Annotated in this window: 21 protein-coding genes and 1 pseudogene; 7 read left to right on the forward strand and 15 right to left on the reverse strand. The window is 63.3% G+C overall.

Annotated elements, in window-relative coordinates; all coding sequences use genetic code 11:
• From C7441_RS16175 to C7441_RS16205, 7 genes and pseudogenes are all read right to left on the reverse strand, one after another.
• A pseudogene (locus C7441_RS16175) lies at positions 1-158 on the reverse strand (ribulose-phosphate 3-epimerase); the annotation flags it as partial.
• On the reverse strand, positions 155-1,096 hold the full coding sequence (gene cbbX, locus C7441_RS16180) for a CbbX protein (protein WP_109613769.1): 942 nt from the start codon (positions 1,094-1,096) through the stop codon (positions 155-157). The pseudogene C7441_RS16175 and the gene cbbX, both read right to left, overlap by 4 nt.
• 137 nt (positions 1,097-1,233) lie before the next feature.
• Positions 1,234-1,653: a ribulose bisphosphate carboxylase small subunit gene (locus C7441_RS16185; protein ID WP_019171299.1), complete on the reverse strand. Its 420-nt coding sequence runs from the start codon at positions 1,651-1,653 to the stop codon at positions 1,234-1,236.
• Positions 1,654-1,675: 22 nt separating this feature from the next.
• The gene (locus tag C7441_RS16190) at positions 1,676-3,136 is read right to left on the reverse strand and encodes a form I ribulose bisphosphate carboxylase large subunit (RefSeq protein WP_109613770.1); all 1,461 of its coding nucleotides are present in this window, start codon (positions 3,134-3,136) and stop codon (positions 1,676-1,678) included.
• Positions 3,137-3,174: 38 nt separating this feature from the next.
• Entirely contained in the window at positions 3,175-4,254 is a 1,080-nt protein-coding gene (gene fba, locus C7441_RS16195; protein WP_109613771.1) for a class II fructose-bisphosphate aldolase, read from the reverse strand.
• A 61-nt stretch (positions 4,255-4,315) separates the two neighbouring features.
• Positions 4,316-5,188, reverse strand: coding sequence for a phosphoribulokinase (locus C7441_RS16200; protein ID WP_019171301.1), 873 nt, complete (start codon positions 5,186-5,188; stop codon positions 4,316-4,318).
• 17 nt (positions 5,189-5,205) lie between these two features.
• Positions 5,206-6,252 (reverse strand): class 1 fructose-bisphosphatase, encoded by a 1,047-nt coding sequence (locus C7441_RS16205; RefSeq protein ID WP_109613772.1) that lies wholly within the window; start codon positions 6,250-6,252, stop codon positions 5,206-5,208.
• Between the two features lie 116 nt (positions 6,253-6,368).
• Between C7441_RS16205 and C7441_RS16210 the strand changes: the two genes are divergently transcribed.
• A complete protein-coding gene (locus C7441_RS16210) occupies positions 6,369-7,313 on the forward strand; it encodes a LysR family transcriptional regulator (protein WP_019171303.1) in 945 nt (314 codons plus the stop codon).
• 10 nt (positions 7,314-7,323) lie between these two features.
• Here C7441_RS16210 and C7441_RS16215 read toward each other — a convergent pair whose 3' ends face one another.
• Genes C7441_RS16215 through C7441_RS16240 form a run of 6 tightly spaced genes read right to left on the reverse strand, consistent with a single transcriptional unit; the run spans position 7,324 to position 12,355 of the window.
• Positions 7,324-7,956: a hypothetical protein gene (locus C7441_RS16215; RefSeq protein WP_109613773.1), complete on the reverse strand. Its 633-nt coding sequence runs from the start codon at positions 7,954-7,956 to the stop codon at positions 7,324-7,326.
• On the reverse strand, positions 7,956-8,786 hold the full coding sequence (locus C7441_RS16220) for an ABC transporter permease (protein ID WP_170125167.1): 831 nt from the start codon (positions 8,784-8,786) through the stop codon (positions 7,956-7,958). The genes C7441_RS16215 and C7441_RS16220 overlap by 1 nt, the downstream gene beginning before the upstream one ends.
• 41 nt (positions 8,787-8,827) lie before the next feature.
• Positions 8,828-9,613, reverse strand: coding sequence for an ABC transporter ATP-binding protein (locus C7441_RS16225; protein WP_109613775.1), 786 nt, complete (start codon positions 9,611-9,613; stop codon positions 8,828-8,830).
• 60 nt (positions 9,614-9,673) lie between these two features.
• Complete coding sequence (locus C7441_RS16230) at positions 9,674-10,132, reverse strand: cupredoxin domain-containing protein (RefSeq protein ID WP_109613776.1); 459 nt, start codon at positions 10,130-10,132, stop codon at positions 9,674-9,676.
• A 33-nt stretch (positions 10,133-10,165) separates the two neighbouring features.
• A complete protein-coding gene (locus C7441_RS16235) occupies positions 10,166-11,140 on the reverse strand; it encodes a YVTN family beta-propeller repeat protein (protein WP_109613777.1) in 975 nt (324 codons plus the stop codon).
• Positions 11,141-11,173: 33 nt separating this feature from the next.
• On the reverse strand, positions 11,174-12,355 hold the full coding sequence (locus C7441_RS16240; protein ID WP_425326595.1) for an ABC transporter substrate-binding protein: 1,182 nt from the start codon (positions 12,353-12,355) through the stop codon (positions 11,174-11,176).
• Positions 12,356-12,819: 464 nt separating this feature from the next.
• Between C7441_RS16240 and C7441_RS16250 the strand changes: the two genes are divergently transcribed.
• From C7441_RS16250 to C7441_RS16270, 5 genes are read left to right on the forward strand one after another with little or no spacing between them, the layout of a single operon-like run.
• The gene (locus C7441_RS16250) at positions 12,820-14,013 is read left to right on the forward strand and encodes a (5-formylfuran-3-yl)methyl phosphate synthase (protein ID WP_109613780.1); all 1,194 of its coding nucleotides are present in this window, start codon (positions 12,820-12,822) and stop codon (positions 14,011-14,013) included.
• Positions 14,010-14,648, forward strand: coding sequence for an amino acid kinase family protein (locus C7441_RS16255; protein WP_109613781.1), 639 nt, complete (start codon positions 14,010-14,012; stop codon positions 14,646-14,648). The genes C7441_RS16250 and C7441_RS16255 overlap by 4 nt, the downstream gene beginning before the upstream one ends.
• Positions 14,649-15,200: a flavoprotein gene (locus C7441_RS16260; protein WP_109613782.1), complete on the forward strand. Its 552-nt coding sequence runs from the start codon at positions 14,649-14,651 to the stop codon at positions 15,198-15,200. It abuts the gene before it with no gap.
• Entirely contained in the window at positions 15,193-16,590 is a 1,398-nt protein-coding gene (locus tag C7441_RS16265; protein WP_109613783.1) for a DUF6513 domain-containing protein, read from the forward strand. Before C7441_RS16260 ends, C7441_RS16265 begins: the two co-directional genes overlap by 8 nt.
• Entirely contained in the window at positions 16,590-17,210 is a 621-nt protein-coding gene (locus tag C7441_RS16270) for a DUF447 domain-containing protein (RefSeq protein WP_109613784.1), read from the forward strand. The genes C7441_RS16265 and C7441_RS16270 overlap by 1 nt, the downstream gene beginning before the upstream one ends.
• A 164-nt stretch (positions 17,211-17,374) precedes the next feature.
• On the opposite strand, the gene C7441_RS16275 is transcribed toward C7441_RS16270, so the two are convergent.
• Positions 17,375-18,415 (reverse strand): hydantoinase/oxoprolinase family protein, encoded by a 1,041-nt coding sequence (locus C7441_RS16275; RefSeq protein ID WP_109613785.1) that lies wholly within the window; start codon positions 18,413-18,415, stop codon positions 17,375-17,377.
• Positions 18,416-18,459: 44 nt separating this feature from the next.
• Here C7441_RS16275 and C7441_RS16280 point away from each other — a divergent pair, with 44 nt between their 5' ends.
• Complete coding sequence (locus tag C7441_RS16280) at positions 18,460-19,161, forward strand: HisA/HisF-related TIM barrel protein (protein WP_109613786.1); 702 nt, start codon at positions 18,460-18,462, stop codon at positions 19,159-19,161.
• Positions 19,162-19,465: 304 nt separating this feature from the next.
• On the opposite strand, the gene fae is transcribed toward C7441_RS16280, so the two are convergent.
• Positions 19,466-19,975, reverse strand: a complete 510-nt coding sequence (fae, locus tag C7441_RS16285) for a formaldehyde-activating enzyme (protein WP_109613787.1) — start codon at positions 19,973-19,975, stop codon at positions 19,466-19,468.
• Positions 19,976-19,986: the final 11 nt, after the last annotated feature.

Genomic DNA, 19,986 nt, shown 5'->3' on the forward strand with positions numbered 1-19,986 from the left:
ACCGGCGGGCCGAAGGTGATGTTGGGGACGAAATGGCCGTCCATGACGTCGAGATGGATCCAGTCGGCGCCGCTGGCTGCCACCGCCTCGACCTCATCGCCGAGGCGGGAGAAATCGGCCGACAGGACCGAAGGGGCAATCAGGGTCTTTGCGGTCATGGGCGGGTTGCCTCGCTTCTGGTCTTGATGCCGAACACCCGGCTGGCTGTAATGTCTTCGGCCGAGATAGTCGAGAGCGCCGCTGCGTCAAGCGGGCCTTTGGAGGTTTCGAACAGGCGGTTGGCCTGCCGCAGCCGCGCCCGGTCGAGGGCGTTGCGGATCGAGCGCGCATTGGCGAAATGCGGCTGATCGCGGCGTCGCGCGATATAGTTGGTCAGCGCGGAGACGGCCGCCTGGTCGAGATGGTAGTTCTGGTGGTCGAGCATTTTCTTCGCGATCTCCAGAAGCTCCCCGTCCGTATAGTCCGGAAAATCGATGTGGTGGGCGATGCGTGAGCGGAATCCGGGATTGCTCTCGAAAAAGCGGTCCATGCGCTGGGCGTAGCCGGCAAGGATGACGACAAGATCGTCGCGCTGGTTTTCCATGACCTGAAGCAGGATTTCAATTGCCTCCTGACCGTAGTCGCGTTCGTTCTCAGGGCGGTAGAGATAGTAGGCCTCGTCGATGAACAGGACGCCGCCCATCGCCTTTTTCAGGATTTCCTTCGTCTTCGGCGCAGTATGGCCGATATATTGGCCAACGAGATCATCACGTGTCACCGAGACGAGATGTCCCTTACGGATGTAGCCGAGGCGATGCAGCAGGTCGGCCATGCGCAGCGCCACCGTCGTCTTGCCGGTTCCGGGATTGCCGGTGAAGCTCATATGCAGCGTCGGCGTTTCGTGGGCCAGTCCCATGCGCTTGCGCGCCCGCTCCACCAGAAGCAGCGCAGCGGTTTCGCGGATGCGCTTCTTGACCGGGGCGAGGCCGATCAGGTCGCGGTCGAGTTCGGCCAGAACTTCCTTGACGCCCGAGCTCTCGAACTCTTCGCGCAGGTCGATCGCCGAGGGGATTTCCGGGGCAGGGGTTTCGGGTTCGGCTGTTGCGGTTGCGGACATGATGCATACTCTGCTGTTCGGGCCAGGTTGGATCGAAGCATCCCCGCTCCGGTTTGCCGCGCAAACCACCTCTCCCCCTGTCCGGGGGAGAGGGACCCCAGGGGCCGGAGTGGGGTACTTTGGCGCTCGGCCCGATTTCACCCGTATCTGCTGCCCGCAGGCCTGTCCGCCGCGTAGGGCTTGGTCGTGTAGCGGACCATGCGGCCGACAGCTTCCTGCCGTTCCAGCCGGAAGCCGGGTTCCTCGGCCGGGCGGTTGACGATGAAGGACAGTTTCACCGACTCCCAGCCATGGCTGGAATCGAAGGCCACGACGCGGATGTAGCGGTCGCCATAGACCTTGCGGCAATCCTGCAGCTCCAGCATCAGGGCCGCGGCATCGGGATTGTCGAACATAGGGTGGCCCCACATGTCCCAATAGGTGTTGCGGGGGTGCGGGTCGTCGGTGAACTCAAGGCTGACCGCCCAGCCATTGTCGATGCAGTACTGCACCTGCGCGCGAATCTGATCGTCGGTGAGGTCCGGCAGGAACGAGAAGGCTCCCTGGGTGATACGCATGGTCTGGTCTCCTTATTCCGCCTTATTCCGCCGCCGTCGCCACCGGCACGAAGTCCGGCGAGTCGGTCGAGGCGTAGTTGAAGGTCACGTCTTTCCAGGTTTCGAGCGCCTGCTTCAGCGGCAGGCAGGTCCGGGCCGCATTCTTCAGGATTTCGGGGCCTTCCCGGACAATGTCGCGGCCCTCGTTGCGGGCGAGGATCATGCATTCCAGCGCGACACGATTGGCGGTGGCGCCGGCCGCGATGCCCATCGGGTGGCCGATGGTGCCGCCGCCAAACTGCAGCACGACATCCTCGCCCAGCAGGTCGATGAGCTGGTGCATCTGGCCGGCATGGATGCCGCCCGAGGCCACGGGCATCAGCTTGTTGAGCGAAGCCCAATCCTGGTCGAAGAAGATGCCGTTCTCCAGTCGCATGGGATTAAAATCCTCGCGGCAGACGTCGTAGTAACCCTTCGTCGTGGCCGGGTCGCCTTCGAGCTTGCCCACCACCGTGCCCGCATGGATGTGGTCCACGCCCGCAAGCCGCATCCACTTGGCGATGACACGGAAGGACACGCCATGATTCTTCTGGCGCGTGTAGGTCGAGTGGCCGGCGCGGTGCAGGTGCAGGATCATGTCATTCCTGCGCGCCCACTTGGCCATGGACTGGATCGCCGTATAGCCGATGACCAGGTCGATCATGACGATGTTGGAGCCGAGATCGCGGGCGAATTCGGCGCGCTCGTACATGTCCTCCATGGTCGCGGCGGTGACGTTGAGATAGGTGCCCTTGATCTCGCCCGTCTCGGACTGCGCCTTGTTGACCGCCTCCATGCAGTAGAGGAAGCGTTCGCGCCAATGCATGAAGGGCTGCGAGTTGATGTTCTCGTCGTCCTTGGTGAAGTCGAGCCCGCCCTTCAGCGCTTCATAAACCACGCGGCCGTAGTTGCGGCCCGACAGGCCGAGCTTGGGCTTGACGGTGGCGCCGAGCAGCGGGCGGCCGAACTTGTCGAGGCGCTCGCGCTCGACCACGATGCCGGTGGCCGGGCCTTGGAAAGTCTTCACATAGGCGACCGGCAGGCGCATATCCTCCAGCCGCAGCGCCTTGAGCGGCTTGAAGCCGAACACATTGCCGATGATCGAGGCCGTCAGATTGGCGATGGAGCCCGGCTCGAACAGATCGAGATCGTAGGCGATATAGGCGAAGTACTGGTCGGGCGCGTTGGGCACCTGATCGACCCTGTAGGCCTTGGCGCGGTACTTTTCCGTCGCCGTCAGGCGGTCGGTCCACACCACGGTCCAGGTCGCCGTCGAACTTTCGCCGGCGACGGCCGCCGCCGCCTCGACCGGATCGACGCCGTCCTGCGGCGTGATGCGGAACACGGCGATGACGTCGGTGTCCCTGGGCTCGTAGTCGGGCTCCCAATAGCCCATCTTCTTGTATTCCATGACACCGGATCTGTAGCGCGCCGCTCCAGTGACGGTTTCGGACTTGTTGGCCATGGCTGAGGTCCTTTCGTGAATTCGGGTCGGGCGGCCGGTCAGGCGGCCCTGGCGGTGGCGATCTGCGGGTCGAGCTTGCCGGCGGCGTAGCGCCGGGCCATCTCGTCCATGGCGATCACCTTGATCTTCGAGGCGTTGCCGGCGGCGCCGAAGCGTTCGAGCCGGTCGCGGCAAAGGTCGCGCATGGCGTCCATCGCCGGTTTCAGGAACTTGCGCGGGTCGAACTCACGCGGGCTCTCCATGGCGATGCGGCGGAACTGGCCGGTCATGGCCATGCGGCAGTCGGTGTCGATGTTGACCTTGCGCACGCCGTGGCGGATGCCGCGCTCAATCTCCTCCACCGGCACGCCGTAGGTCTGGGGCATCTCGCCGCCGAACTTGTTGATGACGTCCTGCAGCTCCTGCGGCACCGAGGAGGAGCCGTGCATGACCAGATGCGTGTTGGGCAGCTTGCGGTGGATTTCCTCGATCACCCGCATGGCGAGGATTTCGCCATCGGGCTTGCGGGTGAATTTGTAGGCGCCGTGCGAGGTGCCGCAGGCAATCGCCAGTGCATCGACCCTGGTACGGGCGACGAAGTCGACGGCTTGGTCCGGGTCGGTCAGAAGCTGGTCGTGCGACAGCGCGCCTTCGGCGCCGTGACCGTCCTCAGCCTCGCCCTGGCCGCTTTCGAGCGAGCCGAGAACGCCCAGTTCGCCTTCCACAGAGGCACCGACCCAATGGGCCATGCGGGCAACACGCTCGGTGATGGCGACGTTGTATTCATAGCTCGCGGGCGTCCTGGCGTCGGCCTCCAGCGAGCCGTCCATCATCACCGAGGTGAAGCCGTGGCGGATGGCGGTGAGGCAGGTGGCTTCGTCATTGCCGTGGTCCTGATGCATGCAGACCGGGATTTCGGGATAGATGTCGGCCAGCGCGTCGATCATCTTTGCCAGCATGATGTCGTTGGCGTAGGAGCGGGCGCCGCGCGAGGCCTGGATGATGACGGGCGCATCGCAGGCCCTGGCCGCCTCCATGATGGCGAGGCCCTGTTCCATGTTGTTGATGTTGAAGGCCGGCACGCCATAGCCGCGTTCGGCGGCGTGGTCGAGCAATTGCCTCAGGGTGATGCGCGCCATGGTCAGCTCTCCTTCTTGGTCGTGTTCATGTGTCGGTGTTGCCGCGCCATCTGCCTCGCCCTCACGACGCGCGCTTCTTGCGCTCGATAAGCTGCAGGATCAGCGGGGTCAGGATGAGCTGCATGGCGAGATCGAGCTTGTTGCCCGGCACGACGATGGAATTCGCCCGCGACATGAAGCTGTCGTTGATCATCGACAGCAGATAGGGAAAATCGATGCCGCGTGGCCGCGCAAAGCGGATGACCAGCATCGATTCGTCCGGCGTCGGTATCCAGCGGGCGATGAAGGGGTTCGACGTATCGACGATCGGCACACGCTGGAAATTGATGTCGGTCTGCGTGAATTGCGGGGTGATGTAGCGCACATAGTCGGGCATGCGCCGCAGGATCACGTCCATGACCGCTTCGGTGGAATAGCCGCGCGTGGACCGGTCGCGGTGGATCTTCTGGATCCATTCGAGATTGATGACCGGAACGACGCCGATCTTGAGATCGGCATATCGGGCGATATTGACCTCCTCTGTCGCTACGCAGCCATGCAGGCCTTCGTAGAACAGAAGGTCGCTCGGCTCGAACGCGCGCCAGTCGGTGAAAGTGCCGGGTTCCTGACCGAAGAGCTTGCCCTCGTCCTCGTCGTGGATGTAGGTCCGCGTGCGGCCTGTGCCGCGGCGGCCATATTCCTCGAAGACGGATTCGAGGATTTCCAGTTCGTTTGCCTCCACGTTGAAGTGGGTGAAGTTTGGATTGCCCTTCTTCTCTTCCTCGGCGACCTTCTGCTTCATTGCCGCGCGGTCGAAGCGGTGGAACGCGTCGCCTTCTATGAAGGCGGCCTCTATACTTTCGCGCCGAAAAATCTGCTCGAAAATCCGCTTCACGGACGTGGTTCCCGCACCTGACGAACCGGTGATCGAAATGATCGGATGCTTTGCCGACATGAGCCGCTATCTCCCGATCACGCGCGAAACAGGCCGCGATTGCCGAACAGCGGCGATCTCTCGCCGATACTGCTGGGATCGGTGTGGTAGCGGGCGATCCGCGCCACCTCGCGGGCGGAGCCGAACACCAGCGGCACGCGCTGGTGCAGGCTTTGCGGCGGTATTTCCAGGATGCGGTCAACCGTATCGGTGGCCGCACCTCCCGCCTGCTCTATGAGGTAGGCGATCGGGTTGGCTTCATAGACGAGACGCAGGCGGCCGTTTCCATAGCGGCGGCGCTGGTCGCCGGGGTAGAGGAAGACGCCGCCGCGCATGAGGATGCGGTAGCACTCGGCCACCAGCGAGGCGATCCAGCGCATATTGAAGTCGCGCTCGCGCGGGCCTTCACTGCCCTTCATGCAATCGTCCACATAAAGCCGCACGGCTTCATCCCAATGGCGATAATTGGCGGCGTTGATGGCGAACTCATGCGCGCGCGCCGGTATGACGCGACTTTCATAGGCTTGCACGAAGGTGCCGAGCCGGGCCGACTGTACGAAGACATGCGTGCCGCTGCCCAGCGACAGCACAAGCGCGAGTTGCGGGCCGTAGATGAAGAAGCCAGCGCCGAGCTGGTTCGTTCCCGTCTGGAAAAAAGGGGCGGCCGGATTTTGGTCCGGCGCGCCAGTTGCCGGGAGGAACGAGAAAATGGTGCCGATCGACACATTCGTGTCGATGTTGGAGGAGCCGTCGAGCGGGTCGATGGCAAGCGCGAGGCTGGCATCCTTGTCGAGCAGCACGGGCTGCTCCAGCTCTTCGGATGCATACAGCCCGACCGGGGCATGACGCACCGCGTCGAGGAAGATGTCGTCGGCGAAGACATCGAGGTCCTTCTGCACGTCGCCATCGGTGTTGGTGCCGCGTGTGCCGGCAAAGGCCTTGCCGAGCGCACCTTGGTTGATGGTGCTGCGAATCTTGTTCGCGGCCAGCGCCAGTTGATGCACCGTGGCGGCGATGTCGGCGCGGATGCCGCTTCCGCCGCGAACGTAAGAGTTCAAAACCGCATCGAGTGTCGCTGCCGTCATCTGTCCTCCTCCAGCCCGGAGCGCTGTGGCCGGGCATTTGAAAAGGAGAACAAAGCCGCATGGATAAGTAAATTTTAATAACTTTACTTTGCCGATAAAAACAATTTATCTAAGTCATGCGCAATCTGACATTCCGACAGTTCCGGACCATTCAAGCCATCCTCGCACATGGTAAAATTGTCAATGCAGCCAAGGTGTTAGGCCTTTCTGCGCCGGCGGTGACGATCCAGCTCAGGCAGGCTGAGGAAGAACTTGGCATTGCGCTGTTCGACCGCACGGCGGAGGGGATGCGTCCGACTGCCGCAGGGCTGGCCTTTGTGGATGCGGCACAGGCGCTGGAGGAACGATTGCGCTTGCTGGAGGACCAGATCGACGCCATCAAGGGTGTGCGTGCCGGCAGCCTGACGCTCGGCGTGGTCTCCACGGCCAAATATTTCGCGCCGCAGCTCATGGCGGCTTTCATGAAGGAATATCCCGATATCGAGATGCGCCTGAAGATCGGCAACCGGGCGGAGACCATCGCCAATCTCAGGAGCCACGAGGTCGACATCGCCATGATGGGCAGGCCTGCGCGCGACGTGCCGGTGCGGGCGTCTGCCTTCGGCGATCATCCGCTGGTCATCATCGCTTCGCCGGATCACCCGCTGGCCAAAGCGCGCGACATCTCCAAGGAGCGCATCGCGCGCGAGAATTTCCTGGTGCGGGAGCCGGGTTCGGGCACGCGCATCTCGCTGGAGATTTTCCTGAGCGAAATTCCCGGCCGGCTCGACGATCTGGGGATCGAAATGGATTCCAACGAAACCATCAAGCAGGCCGTCATGGCGGGGCTGGGCATCGCCTTCATCTCGGCTCACACCGTGGCGTTCGAGGTGGAGACCCGTCGCCTCGTCATCCTCGATGTGGTGGGCATGCCGATCCGGCGACAGTGGTTCGCGGTCATGCGCGCCGACCGGGCGATTTCGCCGGCCATGGCGACGTTCCACGATTTCCTGATGCGCAAGGGCGCGATGTACCTGCCGCTGTTCGGCACGCTCTACCCGGCAGCCGAAGCTTCCGTGTGAGGCGGCCGCGTTATTTCTTCGCCGTCAGTGTGTCGGCGACGGCCTTGGAAAGCTGGTACAACCGCTGCTCGATGATGGTCGGTACCTCGCACACATAGGTCAGCGACTTCACACGCTCCTGGAAGATGCGAGTGCCCCAGGCAAGCTGGTCCTGCCGCTGGGAGAGCACCTTGGGATCGGCCTTCTTGCTGTCTTCCAGATCATCGACCTGGGAGGCCTCCTTGCGCAGCTGGGTAGCAAGCTCGATCTGCTTGTGGGCGTAGCGCGTGATGCCGTCCATGACATTCGAGCGCTCGGCGTTCATATGGTCGAAGAGACCTTGCTCGAGCATGGCCATTTTGGGCAGGAGCTGGTCGCCCGGCAGGCTCGCGGCAAAATCCTTAATCTCCTGCGCCGCATCCTTGAGCGGTACGCGGCGGGCGGAGAGATCCTGCACGCGGCGGGAAATTTCGGGATCGTTCGCCCAGTCCCTGGCGGCCTCGGGAAGCTCGGGTCCGGACCATACCTGCGCCAGCGACAGTTCCGGCACCTTGCGCTGCATGCAGGGCCAGTCGGGGTTGGTGGCGTCGGCAAGCGCGGGGCTTGCAATGCCGAGTCCGGCCAGGACGGCGGCGAAATTGCAGATCGACCTTCTCGGGTTCATCAGGCGTTTCCTCCCGTATCCTGTTTGCGGGTGATGAGGCCGCGCGCGGGGTCGTAGGCGATGATGGCACCGGCCAGGAACAGCACGGTGCAACCGACCACGACGGCGAGCGACAGCCAGTCGATCTGCTCATAGAGGGCAAAGCGGATCAGTTCGACGGCGTAGGTGAAGGGATTGAGCTGGCAGATCTTGTAAAGCAGGGGGCTCGACTGCTGAATGCGCCACAGAGGGTAGAGCGCGGGCGAGGCGAAATACATCGGGAAGATCACGAAATTCATGACGCCCGAGAAATTCTCGAGCTGCTTGATGACCGAGGACAGGAACATGCCCAGCGCGCACAGCATCAGCCCTGCCAGGAAGAGGGCCGGCAGCGCAAACAGGTAGCCGCGCGCCGACATCCTGATGTCGAAGAAATAGGCCACCAGCAGGAACACATAGACCTGCGCGATCGATACGGTGACACCGGCAAAAAGCTTGGAGACGAGCAGGTACCAGCGCGGGAAGGGGCTCACCAACAACGTGCGCATATTGCCCATCTCGCGGTCATAGACCATCGACAGCGATGACTGCATGCCGGAGAATAGCAGGATCATGCCGCACAGGCCCGGCGTGATGTAGACCTCGTAGAGCACGTAGGTCTTGTAGGGCGGGATGATCGACACGCCGAGCACCTGCCGGAAGCCGGCGGCGAATATCAGCAGCCACACCAGCGGTCTCACCAGCGAGGAGATGAAGCGTTCGCGCTGGTTCACGAAACGCAGGCCCTCGCGCACCATGATGCCTTTCAGGCAGATGAGATATTGGCGCGGGCCGAAGCCTGGCGCCTGCATGGCCAGAACGTCCTTTCCGGTCGAGTGGACTGCATGTGCGCTCATGGCTGCAGGTCCGTCATCTGGCGGGTGTCGATGCCGCTGAGGTGCGAAAACGCGTCGCGGATCGATTTGCGGCCGGTGGAACGGACCACGTCGGCCACATTGCCCGCGGCAACCACGCGTCCTTCCCGGAGCACCACGACATGGTCGCTATCCTCGACCTCGTCGATGAGATGCGTGGCCCACAGCACGCTGATGCCCTCGGTCGCCACCAGATCGCGGATGGTGGCGAGGATGCCGGCGCGCGACTGGATGTCGAGGCCGACAGTCGCCTCGTCCAGCAGCAGCAGCGACGGTTGGTGCAGGAGCGCGCGGGCGATCTCGATGCGACGCATCTGGCCGCCGGAAAGGCTGCGCGCCTTGTCACGCAGCCGGTCGCTCATGTCCACCTGCTGCAGCAGCGCGTCGATGCGCTGGCGCGCCTGTCGCGCGCCGATGCCGTGGAGCGAGGCGTGATAGGCGAGGTTCTGGTAGACGCTGAGATCGAGATCGAGCGTTCGCGCCTGGAAGACGATGCCGAGACGCCGCAAGGCCTGGCCGGCGGCGCGCGTCACGTCGTGGCCGAAAATGCGGATCGTGCCTTGCCGCGTGTTGTACAGCCGGCTGATCAGGGAGAACAAGGTGGTTTTCCCGGCCCCGTTGAGGCCGAGAAGAACCGTGAAGCTGGCCGGCGGGATGGTGAAGGACACATCCGACAGGGCGCACTTGGAGCCGTAGAAATGGCTGACCGCGGCGACCTCGAGGGCCGCCACGCCGCCATTGCCGTCAGTCTTCACATGCTGCAAGTCGGATCGCTCCTTTGCCCATGACGAGCATAGTGCCTGCGCAGGCCGGTCTCCATTGGCCTATTTGACGGTAATGGTGCCTTTCATGCCCTTGTCGGCAAGATCGGGCACCGACCAGGTATAAGTTCCCGGCCGCACGGTGTTGAACTGCACCAGGATGGTTCCGGGGGAATCGAATTCCAGCCAGGCCGGCGCACCGTTCATGTGCACTTCCAGATCGTCGATGACGATCTGGTTGACCCAGGTGTCGCGAAACAGATCGGTCTGGAATTTGTACTCGAAGGCGGCGCCCGAGGTGATTTTCCAGCGATAGCCCTGCCCGGCGAGAAGGGTGAAGTCCTTCTGGTTGACGTCATAGGTACTTTCCGCCGAGCCCAGCTTCAGTTCCGGCACGTTCTGGCTGGAGCGCGTGTGCTGCGGCTCGTCGTCATCGTCGTCCGCATCCTGCGCCAGCACGTGCGCAGGCAGCAGCGCCGCGCCCAACAGGGTTGCGAAAGCGATTGCACGGTAGTTCCTCATCGTCTTCTCCTCCTTGTGTTGCCTGCAAAATGCTTATTTCGGCGATACCACCACGCCCCAGGGCAGGGCGCCCACGGTGACGGACTCGACCGGTTCGTCGGTGGCGACGTCGATAAATGTGATGTCGTTTGAAATGCCGTTGGTGCTGATGATCGTTTTCTGGTCGGGGGTGAAGGCAAGCTGCCAGACGCGCTGGCCGACCAGCACGTATTTTTCGACCTCATAGGTTTCGGCGTTCACCACCGCGACGCGATTGGCCGGCCCGAGCGCCACATAGGCCTTCTTGCCATCGGCGGTAATGCGCACGCCTACGGGCTGTATCGCCTCCGACCGCAATCCGGGAATCTCGAAGGTGATCTTGTGCTTTACCTCACGGGTGGCATTGTCGATGACCGAAACGGTGCCGCCGACTTCCGCGCTCACCCAGACTTCAGAGCCGTCCGGCTTGAACTCGGCGAAGCGGGGGCGCGTATCGACCAGCACATTGTCGGTTATCTCATGGGTCGCGGTGTCGATGAAATGGGCCATGCTGGTCGTTTCGGATGTGTTCACCAGCGTTTTCCCGTCGGGGCTGATCCCCATGCCCTCCGGCTCGACGCCGACCGGGATTTCGGCCGTCACCTTCTTGCTTTCGAGGTCGATGGCGGTGACGAGGTTGTCGTTCTCATTGGCGATGTAGAGAACCTTGCCGTCCGGCGAGAGCACGAACAATTCCGGGTCGGGTCCAGAGGGGAGGGTTCCGACCACCTGGAGCGTTTCGGTGTCGATCACCTGGACCGTGTCGTCGTCGCTTGCGCACAGATAGACGAATTTTCCGTCGGGCGAGATGGTGATGCCGCGCGGCCGCTGGCCCACATCCACCGTCTTCACCACCTTCATCGTCGATGAATCGACGATCGTCATGGTGTTGTCCTTCTCGTTGGAAACATAGACCATATAGGCCCATGCGGGACTTGCCGTGATCCCGAGCCCCAGCGCCAGGGCCGTCAGTGTCAACTGTCTGCGCATCCTGCGTTACTCCTCCCGTTTTCAGCTTCGCCTCTATTTCTTGAACACGCATTTGGTCTCGGGCTGATCGACGCCAAGCGTGTCGAGTTCCGAGACCTGATGCAGGAACCCCTCCTGCGGCGAGGTGGTAACGACGGATTTGGCATCACCAAGGAAGATCGGCTGCCGCAATTGCAGGTTCCAGGGCCGGAAGGTGAGCTTCTGGCCCTTGAATGCCGCCACCGAGAACTTGTCGCTGTGCAGATAGTCGTTGATCTTCGCCTGGTCGCCGCTGTTGGTGCGGGTCGCGGCCTCGCCCACCACGCGCACCGCCGTCCAGGCGGACATGTCCCTGGACAGCATGTTGCGGTTGCTCTGCTTGAAGAAGCGGTCCTGTATCTGCATGCCTGCCCATTGCTCGCTGGCCGGATGCCAGGAGGAAGGCACGAGGCCGGCGGTTCCCGCCACCACCCGCGGCAGCCAGGTGCGGTAGGGGATATAGGTGCCGAACACTTCGCTTTCGTCGGCAACCAGCGTGACGTCATGGTCGGGCAGGTCCTGCGTGAAGACGGGAATCTGCTGCTGGATCTGGATTACGCCGGTATCTGTGCGCCGCGCCGTGCCGGTATCCTTGAACTCCTTCTCAGCCAGGATCTTGCCGCCGAAGCGGGTGGCCGCACGCCGCAGGGCATCGGCGTAGAGCTGGTCCTTCTCATGCGAACCGTAGATCAGGACCCAGCGCGGCCATTGCTTCCAGATGAGATATTGCGCCAGCGCATCGGCCAGCATGGTGCGCGTCGGGGCAATGTGGAACACGTTCGGCCTGCAATCCTCTTCGCGCAGGCTGTCATCGGTGTTACCGACGTTGAAGAGCAGCACGCCCTTGTCGCGCGCGAGGTCGGCAATCGACAGGATCTGCCTGGCCGAAAGGTCGACCAGTATGTTCTTGTCGCCCCTGGCGACCAGCTCGTTGAAGGCCGCGACAGCGTCGGCGTCGGGTTTGATCTCGGCGACGTCGAGTTCGAACTTTTGCTTGAGGAAAGAGCCCGTCGTGTTGTTGTCGCCGATGGCGAGCATGGCGCCGGCGACCCCTTCATCAGCCGGAGGGACGTCAAGGAGGGAGAGCGTCAGTTGCGGGGCATAGGCGCGCAGATAGCCGATCCGGATTTCGGTCACCTGCTGCGCGGGTTTGGCGGACTGTGCCGCCGGCGCGGTTTCCTGCGCCACGGCCGGCATAATGTTGACGGCCGCCAAAAAAAGAATGATGAACATCCACGGAGAGTTCGGCACCATGCTCTTCATAATGGCTCACCCATCGTCGCCCGGCCGCCAGCCGGGAGGAAGTGTCGCAAAAAGTTGGTGCCGAAGGTGAACTTAACCCAGACCTCCATATTGTCAAAGGCTTCGGGCCGAAAACTTGCCTGCGCGGATGCGCCCGGTGTCGCTTTCTCTCATGTTTCGGGGCGGATCGGGAAGGCCGCGCGCCGGTGCGTTCCGATAAATCTCGGCGGCAACCCCGTCGGGAACGCGATTGCCGTTTTTGCCGGCGGCGGCGGGAATGCGAATGAGGAACGGCACTTCCGAACGTGCATGACCGCGCGCCGGAATGCGCTATATCGACATCGGCAAAGGGCGGACATGCTTTGGATTTCGACCACCTTGCCGCAACATACTGGCCTTGCGCCGGAAGGACTGACGACATGACGAAAATGCTCGCGAGCGTGAATGGTGGCGACGAGGCGGAGATCGCGCTTGCGGGTGGCGCCGATATTGTCGATCTCAAGGACCCGGCGGCCGGAGCATTGGGAGCAGTGGCCATCGATGTGATCCGCCAGACGATGGGAACGGTCGCGGGCCGCAAGCCGGTCAGTGCCGTGGCCGGCGACCTGCCGATGGAACCCGACACCATCCGCGCCAAGGTGGAGGAAATCGCCGCGACCGGCGTAGACTACGTCAAGATCGGCTTCTTTCCGTCCGCCGATGCGGTGGCTTGCGCGGAGGCTTTGGCATCGCTCGCGGCGCGCACCAGGCTTATCGGCGTGCTGTTTGCCGATCTTCAGCCGGATCTCGGGTTGCTGGCAGTTCTGGCGCGCCACGGCTTCCATGGCGCCATGCTCGACACCGCAAAAAAAGACGGCCGGCGTCTGCTCGACCATTTGCCGCCCGACCAATTGCATGGCTTTGTCGATGAATGCCGCGAGCTTGGCCTCAAGGTCGGCCTTGCCGGTTCGCTGGAAGCGCCAGACATTCCGCGCCTCCTGCCGATGCTGCCCGATTTCCTGGGTTTCCGCGGCGCGCTCTGCGACCAGTCCCAACGCGAGGGCGCTATAGAGCTGGAAGCCGTGCGGCAGATACGCGAACTGATCCCCGATGAGCGTCCGGCGGGCACTGCCTCCAGCGTCGACTACCGGCTGCTCGCCGCGCGGGGCTATTCGCCGGGAGCGGTGGACCCGTCTCTCGGCACGGACAAGATTTTCGTGCGCGACTTCGTGCTGCCCGTGCAGATCGGCGCCTACAGCTTCGAGCATGGACATACGCAGAAGGTGCGCTTCGACGTAGTGGCCGACGTGCTGCGGGTAACGCACGCACCCGAAGACATGCGCCATGTCTTTTCCTACGACATCATCATGGACGGCATCCGCACCATTGTCGCGCGCGGCCATGTGCAACTCAGCGAGGCGCTGGCTGAACAGGTGGCGGCACTGGTGCTGGAGGACCCGCGTGTGATGCAGGTGCGGGTGCGGGTGGAAAAGCTCGAGCTCGGGCCCGGCGGCGTCGGCGTCGAGATCGAGCGCAAGCGCGCCAGCGAACAGGCGCATTCCGCGCGTCATCACGGCATTGCGCCGGCCGACAGCCTGTTTTACGGGGGCGGCCAGAAGGGGTCGTCTTCATGAGGCGGGTCGTCGTCAAGCTTGGCGGCAGCACGGCCTACCATGCCGAAATGCGAAACTGGGTCGCCATCCTGACGGCCTCGCAACGGCCTCTGGTCCTCGTTCCGGGTGGCGGGCCTTTCGCCGACCGGGTGCGTGAGGCGCAAGGCGAAATGGGCTTTTCCGACCGCGCGGCCCATTTCATGGCGATCATGGCCATGGACCAGATGGGGCTGGCTTTGCTCGACATGGATGCGCGCCTGACCCTGGCCCGTTCGCTCGAAGAAATCGACAGCGCCCTGACGAGCGGCAAGCTGCCGGTGTGGCTGCCTTCGCAAATGTGCGATGCGGCCGAGGATATTGCGCAGTCCTGGGACATGACCTCGGATTCGCTCGCCGCCTGGCTTGCGGCACGTATCGGCGCCGAAGCATTGCTTCTCATCAAGCAGACCGACGCGTTTGAAAATGCTGATGGCATCGAGGCGCTGGTTGCCGCCGGAATCGTTGACCTCCTTCTGCCCGCAATGCTGGGCGAGGCCACGGCACTCCATCTCGCCGGTCCTGCATCGCTGGCCACGGCGCATGAACGCCTCGCTGCAAATACCTTGCCGGGCAGGAATTTTTCTGCATCGATGGCCGGTCGGAGGGGAGCGGCATAGATGGCCAAACTGCACACGCCACGCTGGGCTTGGGTGTTGACCGGCTCCGGCCATTTCTTCACGGAGAGCTTCGCGCTCATCCATGAGCTGGAACATTGCGACATCTTCGTCACCAGGGCGGCCGAAGAAGTTCTGCGCATGTACAAGCTGAAGCTCGATTTCCCCAGGACGATGCGGGTGATCCACGACAAGACGGCGAGTTCCATTCCCGTCGGCGGCTTTTATCACGGCATCTACCACACGGTGGTGATTGCGCCCGCCACCTCCAACACGGTGGCCAAATGCGTGCTCGGCATTTCGGACACCATCGCCACCAATGTCTACGCGCAGGCCGGCAAGTGCCGCGTGCCATCGATCATATTTGCCTGCGATACCGCTCCGGAACTTGAAACGATGGCGCCGCACGGCATGGTCAAGGTCTATCCGCGCCCAATCGACCTGGAGCACACCGAGCGACTGAAGAGTTTTCACTACACCAATGTGGTGGAATCGCTTGCCGATCTGCAAACGGCGGTGGCCGCGCGCCGGGCCGAACTGGAAAGCCATGGCTGAGCGGCTCGTCTTCCTTACCGGGCATCTGGCCAAAGCCCGGCTGGAAAGGGTGCTGTCCGGTCTCGGCGAGACGGAATTTTCCTGGGAAATCATAGACATCGGCGTGAAGGTTGCGGCGCTGATGACCGAGGAGATCGTCAAGCGACGTCTCAGGCTTCCCGAAGGGCCGGACCGCGTGATCCTGCCCGGCCGCTACCGCGGTGAGCTCGACCGGCTGACGCGGCATTTCAACGTGCCTTTCGTGCGCGGGCCGGATGAAGTCGCGGACCTGCCGGGTTTCCTTGGCCGCGATGGCCAGCCGCCGGACCTGTCGCGCCATGACATGCGCATCTTCGCCGAGGTCGTCGATGCGCCGATGCTGTCGGTCGCCGGGTTGCTCGCCCGCGCGCGGGTGCTGGGGGAGGCCGGCGCGGATGTGATCGACCTCGGCTGTCTGCCCGAAACGCCTTTTCCACTGCTTGGCGAGGCGGTGCGCGCGCTGAAGGAGGAGGGGTTTTGCGTCAGCGTCGATTCGGCAAGCATCGAGGAGTTGCGGATCGGCGCGGAGGCGGGCGCGGACTATCTGCTTAGCCTCAACGAGGAAACGCTGCCGCTCGCTTTCGGTCACTCGGCCGTGCCGGTGCTGATCCCTTCCATTCCAGGCGATCTGGATTCGCTCGGGCGAGCAATCGAGGTGGCTGAGCGCAGGGGGATAAAATTTATCGCCGATCCGGTGCTCGACCCCATTCACTTCGGCTTTGCCGCCTCGCTCGGCCGGTTCATCGAGGCGCGGCGACGCTGGCCCGGCGTCGAGCTGCTGATGGGCACCGGCAATCTCACCGAATTGACAGACGCGGACAGTTCCGGTGTCACCGCCATGCTCGCGGGACTGTGCTCCGAGCTGGGTGTGCGCAATGTGCTGACGGTGCATGTCAGCCCGCACACGGTGCGCACGGTGGAAGAGCACGATATCGCCCGGCGCGTGATGTTCGCTGCCCGTGCCGATGGCGCGCTGCCTCGCGGCTACCATGCCGGGTTGCTGCAGATACATGACCGCAAGCCTTATGCCGCGAGCCTGGAGGACATCGCGGCACTTGCCGCCAATGTGCGCGACGCCAATTTTCGCATCATGACCGCGCAGGACGGCATCCATATCTTCAACGGCAAGGGGCATGCGGTTGCGACCGATGCTTTCGAACTGTTTGCCGGGCTTGGCGTTGAGAATGATGGCGCACACGCCTTCTATCTGGGCGCCGAACTGATGAAGGCCGAAATCGCCTGGCGACTGGGCAAGCGCTACGCGCAGGACGAACCGCTGGCGTGGGGCGTGGCGGCGCCCGAGCCCGAAGCCGACCGCACACGGCTTGCCGAGGCCGGGCACACGCTGCGGGCGAAGAAGGAGGGCAGGTGATGCCTTATATTCGCGAAACGATCGTCACCACCGTCGACCGCCACGGCAAGGTGCATATCGCGCCGCTCGGCATCATCGCGGAACGGGACGGCTGGATCATCGCGCCGTTTCGCCCTTCGGTCACGCTGGACAATCTGTCGGAAGTGCCCTTCGCCATTGCCAACTACACGGACGACGCCCGCATCTTTGCCGGCTGCCTGACCGGCCGCAAGGACTGGCCGACGGTTCCGGTTGACGGCTGCCCGGTGCCGCGGCTGGATGCAGCGCTGGCGCATTCGGTGCTCGAGGTCGTCGACGTGCAGGATGACGGTGTGCGTCCGCGCCATTTCTGCCGCGTGGTGGCCGAGGAAACGCACGCGCCTTTCACCGGCCTCAACCGCGCTCGTTCGGCGGTGCTGGAACTTGCGATCCTCGTCAGCCGGCTCGGCATGCTGCCGCGCGAGAAGGTGGAGACCGAGATCGCTTATCTTGCGATTGCCATAGAGAAAACCGCAGGTTCTGACGAGAAAGAGGCCTGGGGGTGGCTGATGCAAAGGGTGAACGACCATTTCGCGCATGAGGACGCCAAGGGACGCGATGTACACGCCCGTCCCGAGGGAATTGTGCCGCCGGAGCGCTGATGTCTTGAATCCGGAGGCGGCTTTAACTGCCTGTCCTTCTTGGATTTTGCCGGTTGACTGCGCTTGCTCCACCCCCATCCGTGATGCGGGGGGTCGGGGTGAACTGAAGGGTTGTCATGCCTGCCCATATTCACCGGCCCGCGAGAGGAAGTAAGGCGATGGCGCTATTCCACATCCCGGGCCAACAGCGCCAGCGCTGCGGCCGGAGCGGCACTGCTTGCTTCGCTGCGCGCTTCGTCGCTTGCTTCGATAAGCTCCGCGAAATCGACGAAACGTCGCTCCATGCGCTCGGCAAGCCGCCTGATCTGCCAGCGGCCGATGCCGGCACCGACGATTGGTGCATCGGGGTCATCCGCCAGTTTGGCGGCCACGCGGAAGCCCGCGTCATGCACTGTCCGAAGCTGCTGCTCGCTGAACCAGTGCGCGACATCGCGCCATTCCGGCAGGGTAAGGTCGGAGGCGTCGTGCCCGGTCATGCGGGCCATGCGCGCGATGGAGCCCTCCACGGTCTTGGCCTGGCCGTCGGCTGCCGGCTGCTTGTCGTCGCCCTCGTCGAGCACGCCAAGAATGCGGTGGACATCTGCGATCGAGGCAAAATATTCGTTCATCAGCGGCGACATCGTCCCGCGCACCGGTGCGGTGCCGGCAACCCCGATCAACGCGCTGCGGGTAAAACCGGTGTAGACGAGTTCGCCGGTGGCAAGGCGCTCGGCATCGTTGTAGCCGGTATTTTCAACCACGCCGTTGCGGGTCGCGACGATATCGGTCGTGGTCGAGCCCATGTCGATGAACAGCGCGGTGCCGACCTGTTTTGCCACCAAAGCCGCGCTCGCAAGCCAGTTGGCGGAGGCTATGTCGGCGGCCAGTCCGGCCGCCCGGTCGGATGGGACGAAACCGGAGCGCCCTGCATAGATCCGCGCCTTGCCCGGAAAGTGTCCGGCGACGATGTCGAGAAGCGAGGCAATGCCGGCCTCGCGCGAAGGGAAGATGTCGGAAAGCTCGCCGGTCATGGTGAAGACGTTGAGTCGGCTGCCGGCAAACAATGGCGCCGCTTCGCGCGCGGCGGAGGTCAGCCGGTCGAGACCGAGCCAGATCGGGGTCGCCAGCGTCAGCGCTTTTTCGATGCGACCATCCTCGGCGCGGGCAACCTTCAGATGCGCGCCGCCTATGTCGCAACCCACCACGATGTTCTTTTCTTTGCTCATGCTGCACGCTTTTGCTTTTATAGGGGGCGAAACGAGGACCACAGATGCGTATCATCCCTGTGCTCGATCTGAAAGGCGGTCAGGTCGTGCGTGCCCAGCATGGTCGCCGCGACCGATACAAGCCGATCGTGACCCCGCTTAGCCAGAGCCCGGATATCGTCGCCGTGGCTGCGGGCCTGCGCGGGCTGCATCCGTTTTCCACCTTTTACGTGGCCGACATAGACGCGATCGAGGGGCGTACCCCGAACTACGACGCGATCGCACGATTGCAGGGCGAGGCCGGTTCACCCACCGTGTGGTGGGACGCCGGGCTTGCCGACCTGATCAACGTGGCGGCCGCGCTGGCCACGCCATCGCTTTGTCCGGTGTTGGGGTCTGAATCGCAGAAGGACGTCAGCGTGCTCGAACGCTTCCGCGACCATCCCGGACTGATCCTTTCGCTCGACTTTTTCGCCGATGGGTATCGGGGGCCTTCCACATTGCTGAACAAGCCCGAACTTTGGCCGGCATGCGTCATCGTGATGACGCTGGCCAAGGTTGGCGCCGGCACCGGACCGGATTTCCCGCGGCTGCGCGAGATCAAGGCCAAGGCGGGCGATCGCGAGGTGATCGCCGCCGGAGGTGTGCGTCATGAAGCCGACCTGCGGCAGCTTTCCGAACTGGGCGTCAGCGCGGCGCTGGTGGCCACGTCGCTGCACAATGGCGTGTTGACGCCGAAACAGATCGCCAGGCTCAGCGAAAGCTAGAACCTGGCCATGAACCGTGCCAACGGACGATTGGCATGAGCGGATCGTTTGACATGCTGGGCGGGGTGCGACCCGGCCACGCCCCGATGCTGTTTGCCGAGATGGGCGCGGAAGGCCGCGCCCGTTGGATGCATCAGAAGGCAGAAAACACTTTCCCGCCGGCGCCTTCGCGGGCAGGTTCAAACGGCGCTGGTTGGGGAAGCCACGTGCTTCCCCGCGATCAGAACCCCAGACTTTTCAGCAGCCGGCGCAACAGACCATCCGGCTCGGCAGAGGGTTTCCCCTGTGCGGGGCTGTCTCTTGTCTATGAGGCTCCGAAGGGGTGCTTCACCGAATCGCGTTTGGCGGTTGCCTCGGCAGCCGTGGGCGTGCCGTCGATGGCGCGCTTGATGGCCTCCTTGGTGGCCTGGTAGTTGAACTGCTGGATCTTGGCGTCGTCGTTGGCTTCCCAGTGAATGAACACGCCGACGCAGATGAAGACATCGTCGGCTTCCTCGGCGGGAATGACGCCTTCGGCCACGCTGTCCTGCACGGCCTTGGCCACGGCGAACTGGGCGGGACCGAACATCTGCACCGCCTGCTTGGCGCCCTTGATCGTGACCTTGTTGAACAGCACGGTGTTGGGTTTGCAAGGCAGGTTGGGTGCGATCACCGCCAGAAGCGTGGTGAAGCCGTCCTTGTTGTTGGTCAGTGCGTTGCAGAATGCCGCCTCGACCGGGCTCCCTCTCGGGCCAATCAGCAAATCGACGTGGGCGACTTCGTTGCCGTCTCCGACAAGCGATTCACCAACCATGACCTTATTGATTTTTGCCATACCAATTCTCC

This window comes from Pseudaminobacter salicylatoxidans (genome assembly GCF_003148475.1).
GTDB lineage: Bacteria > Pseudomonadota > Alphaproteobacteria > Rhizobiales > Rhizobiaceae > Pseudaminobacter > Pseudaminobacter salicylatoxidans.

Excerpts from the sequence above, each read along its gene's own strand:
- C7441_RS16255 (WP_109613781.1), top strand. The coding sequence starts at position 14,010 with ATGAGGCGGGTCGTCGTCAAGCTTGGCGGCAGCACGGCCTACCATGCC.
- C7441_RS16280 (WP_109613786.1), top strand. The coding sequence starts at position 18,460 with ATGCGTATCATCCCTGTGCTCGATCTGAAAGGCGGTCAGGTCGTGCGT.
- C7441_RS16205 (WP_109613772.1), bottom strand. The coding sequence starts at position 6,252 with ATGACGGCAGCGACACTCGATGCGGTTTTGAACTCTTACGTTCGCGGC.
- C7441_RS16215 (WP_109613773.1), bottom strand. The coding sequence starts at position 7,956 with ATGAACCCGAGAAGGTCGATCTGCAATTTCGCCGCCGTCCTGGCCGGA.
- fba (WP_109613771.1), bottom strand. The coding sequence starts at position 4,254 with ATGGCGCGCATCACCCTGAGGCAATTGCTCGACCACGCCGCCGAACGC.
- C7441_RS16265 (WP_109613783.1), top strand. The coding sequence starts at position 15,193 with ATGGCTGAGCGGCTCGTCTTCCTTACCGGGCATCTGGCCAAAGCCCGG.
- fae (WP_109613787.1), bottom strand. The coding sequence starts at position 19,975 with ATGGCAAAAATCAATAAGGTCATGGTTGGTGAATCGCTTGTCGGAGAC.
- C7441_RS16240 (WP_425326595.1), bottom strand. The coding sequence starts at position 12,355 with ATGCCGGCCGTGGCGCAGGAAACCGCGCCGGCGGCACAGTCCGCCAAA.
- C7441_RS16270 (WP_109613784.1), top strand. The coding sequence starts at position 16,590 with ATGCCTTATATTCGCGAAACGATCGTCACCACCGTCGACCGCCACGGC.
- C7441_RS16235 (WP_109613777.1), bottom strand. The coding sequence starts at position 11,140 with ATGCGCAGACAGTTGACACTGACGGCCCTGGCGCTGGGGCTCGGGATC.
- C7441_RS16200 (WP_019171301.1), bottom strand. The coding sequence starts at position 5,188 with ATGTCGGCAAAGCATCCGATCATTTCGATCACCGGTTCGTCAGGTGCG.
- C7441_RS16250 (WP_109613780.1), top strand. The coding sequence starts at position 12,820 with ATGACGAAAATGCTCGCGAGCGTGAATGGTGGCGACGAGGCGGAGATC.
- C7441_RS16230 (WP_109613776.1), bottom strand. The coding sequence starts at position 10,132 with ATGAGGAACTACCGTGCAATCGCTTTCGCAACCCTGTTGGGCGCGGCG.
- C7441_RS16275 (WP_109613785.1), bottom strand. The coding sequence starts at position 18,415 with ATGAGCAAAGAAAAGAACATCGTGGTGGGTTGCGACATAGGCGGCGCG.
- cbbX (WP_109613769.1), bottom strand. The coding sequence starts at position 1,096 with ATGTCCGCAACCGCAACAGCCGAACCCGAAACCCCTGCCCCGGAAATC.
- C7441_RS16185 (WP_019171299.1), bottom strand. The coding sequence starts at position 1,653 with ATGCGTATCACCCAGGGAGCCTTCTCGTTCCTGCCGGACCTCACCGAC.
- C7441_RS16220 (WP_170125167.1), bottom strand. The coding sequence starts at position 8,786 with ATGCAGGCGCCAGGCTTCGGCCCGCGCCAATATCTCATCTGCCTGAAA.
- C7441_RS16260 (WP_109613782.1), top strand. The coding sequence starts at position 14,649 with ATGGCCAAACTGCACACGCCACGCTGGGCTTGGGTGTTGACCGGCTCC.
- C7441_RS16210 (WP_019171303.1), top strand. The coding sequence starts at position 6,369 with ATGCGCAATCTGACATTCCGACAGTTCCGGACCATTCAAGCCATCCTC.
- C7441_RS16190 (WP_109613770.1), bottom strand. The coding sequence starts at position 3,136 with ATGGCCAACAAGTCCGAAACCGTCACTGGAGCGGCGCGCTACAGATCC.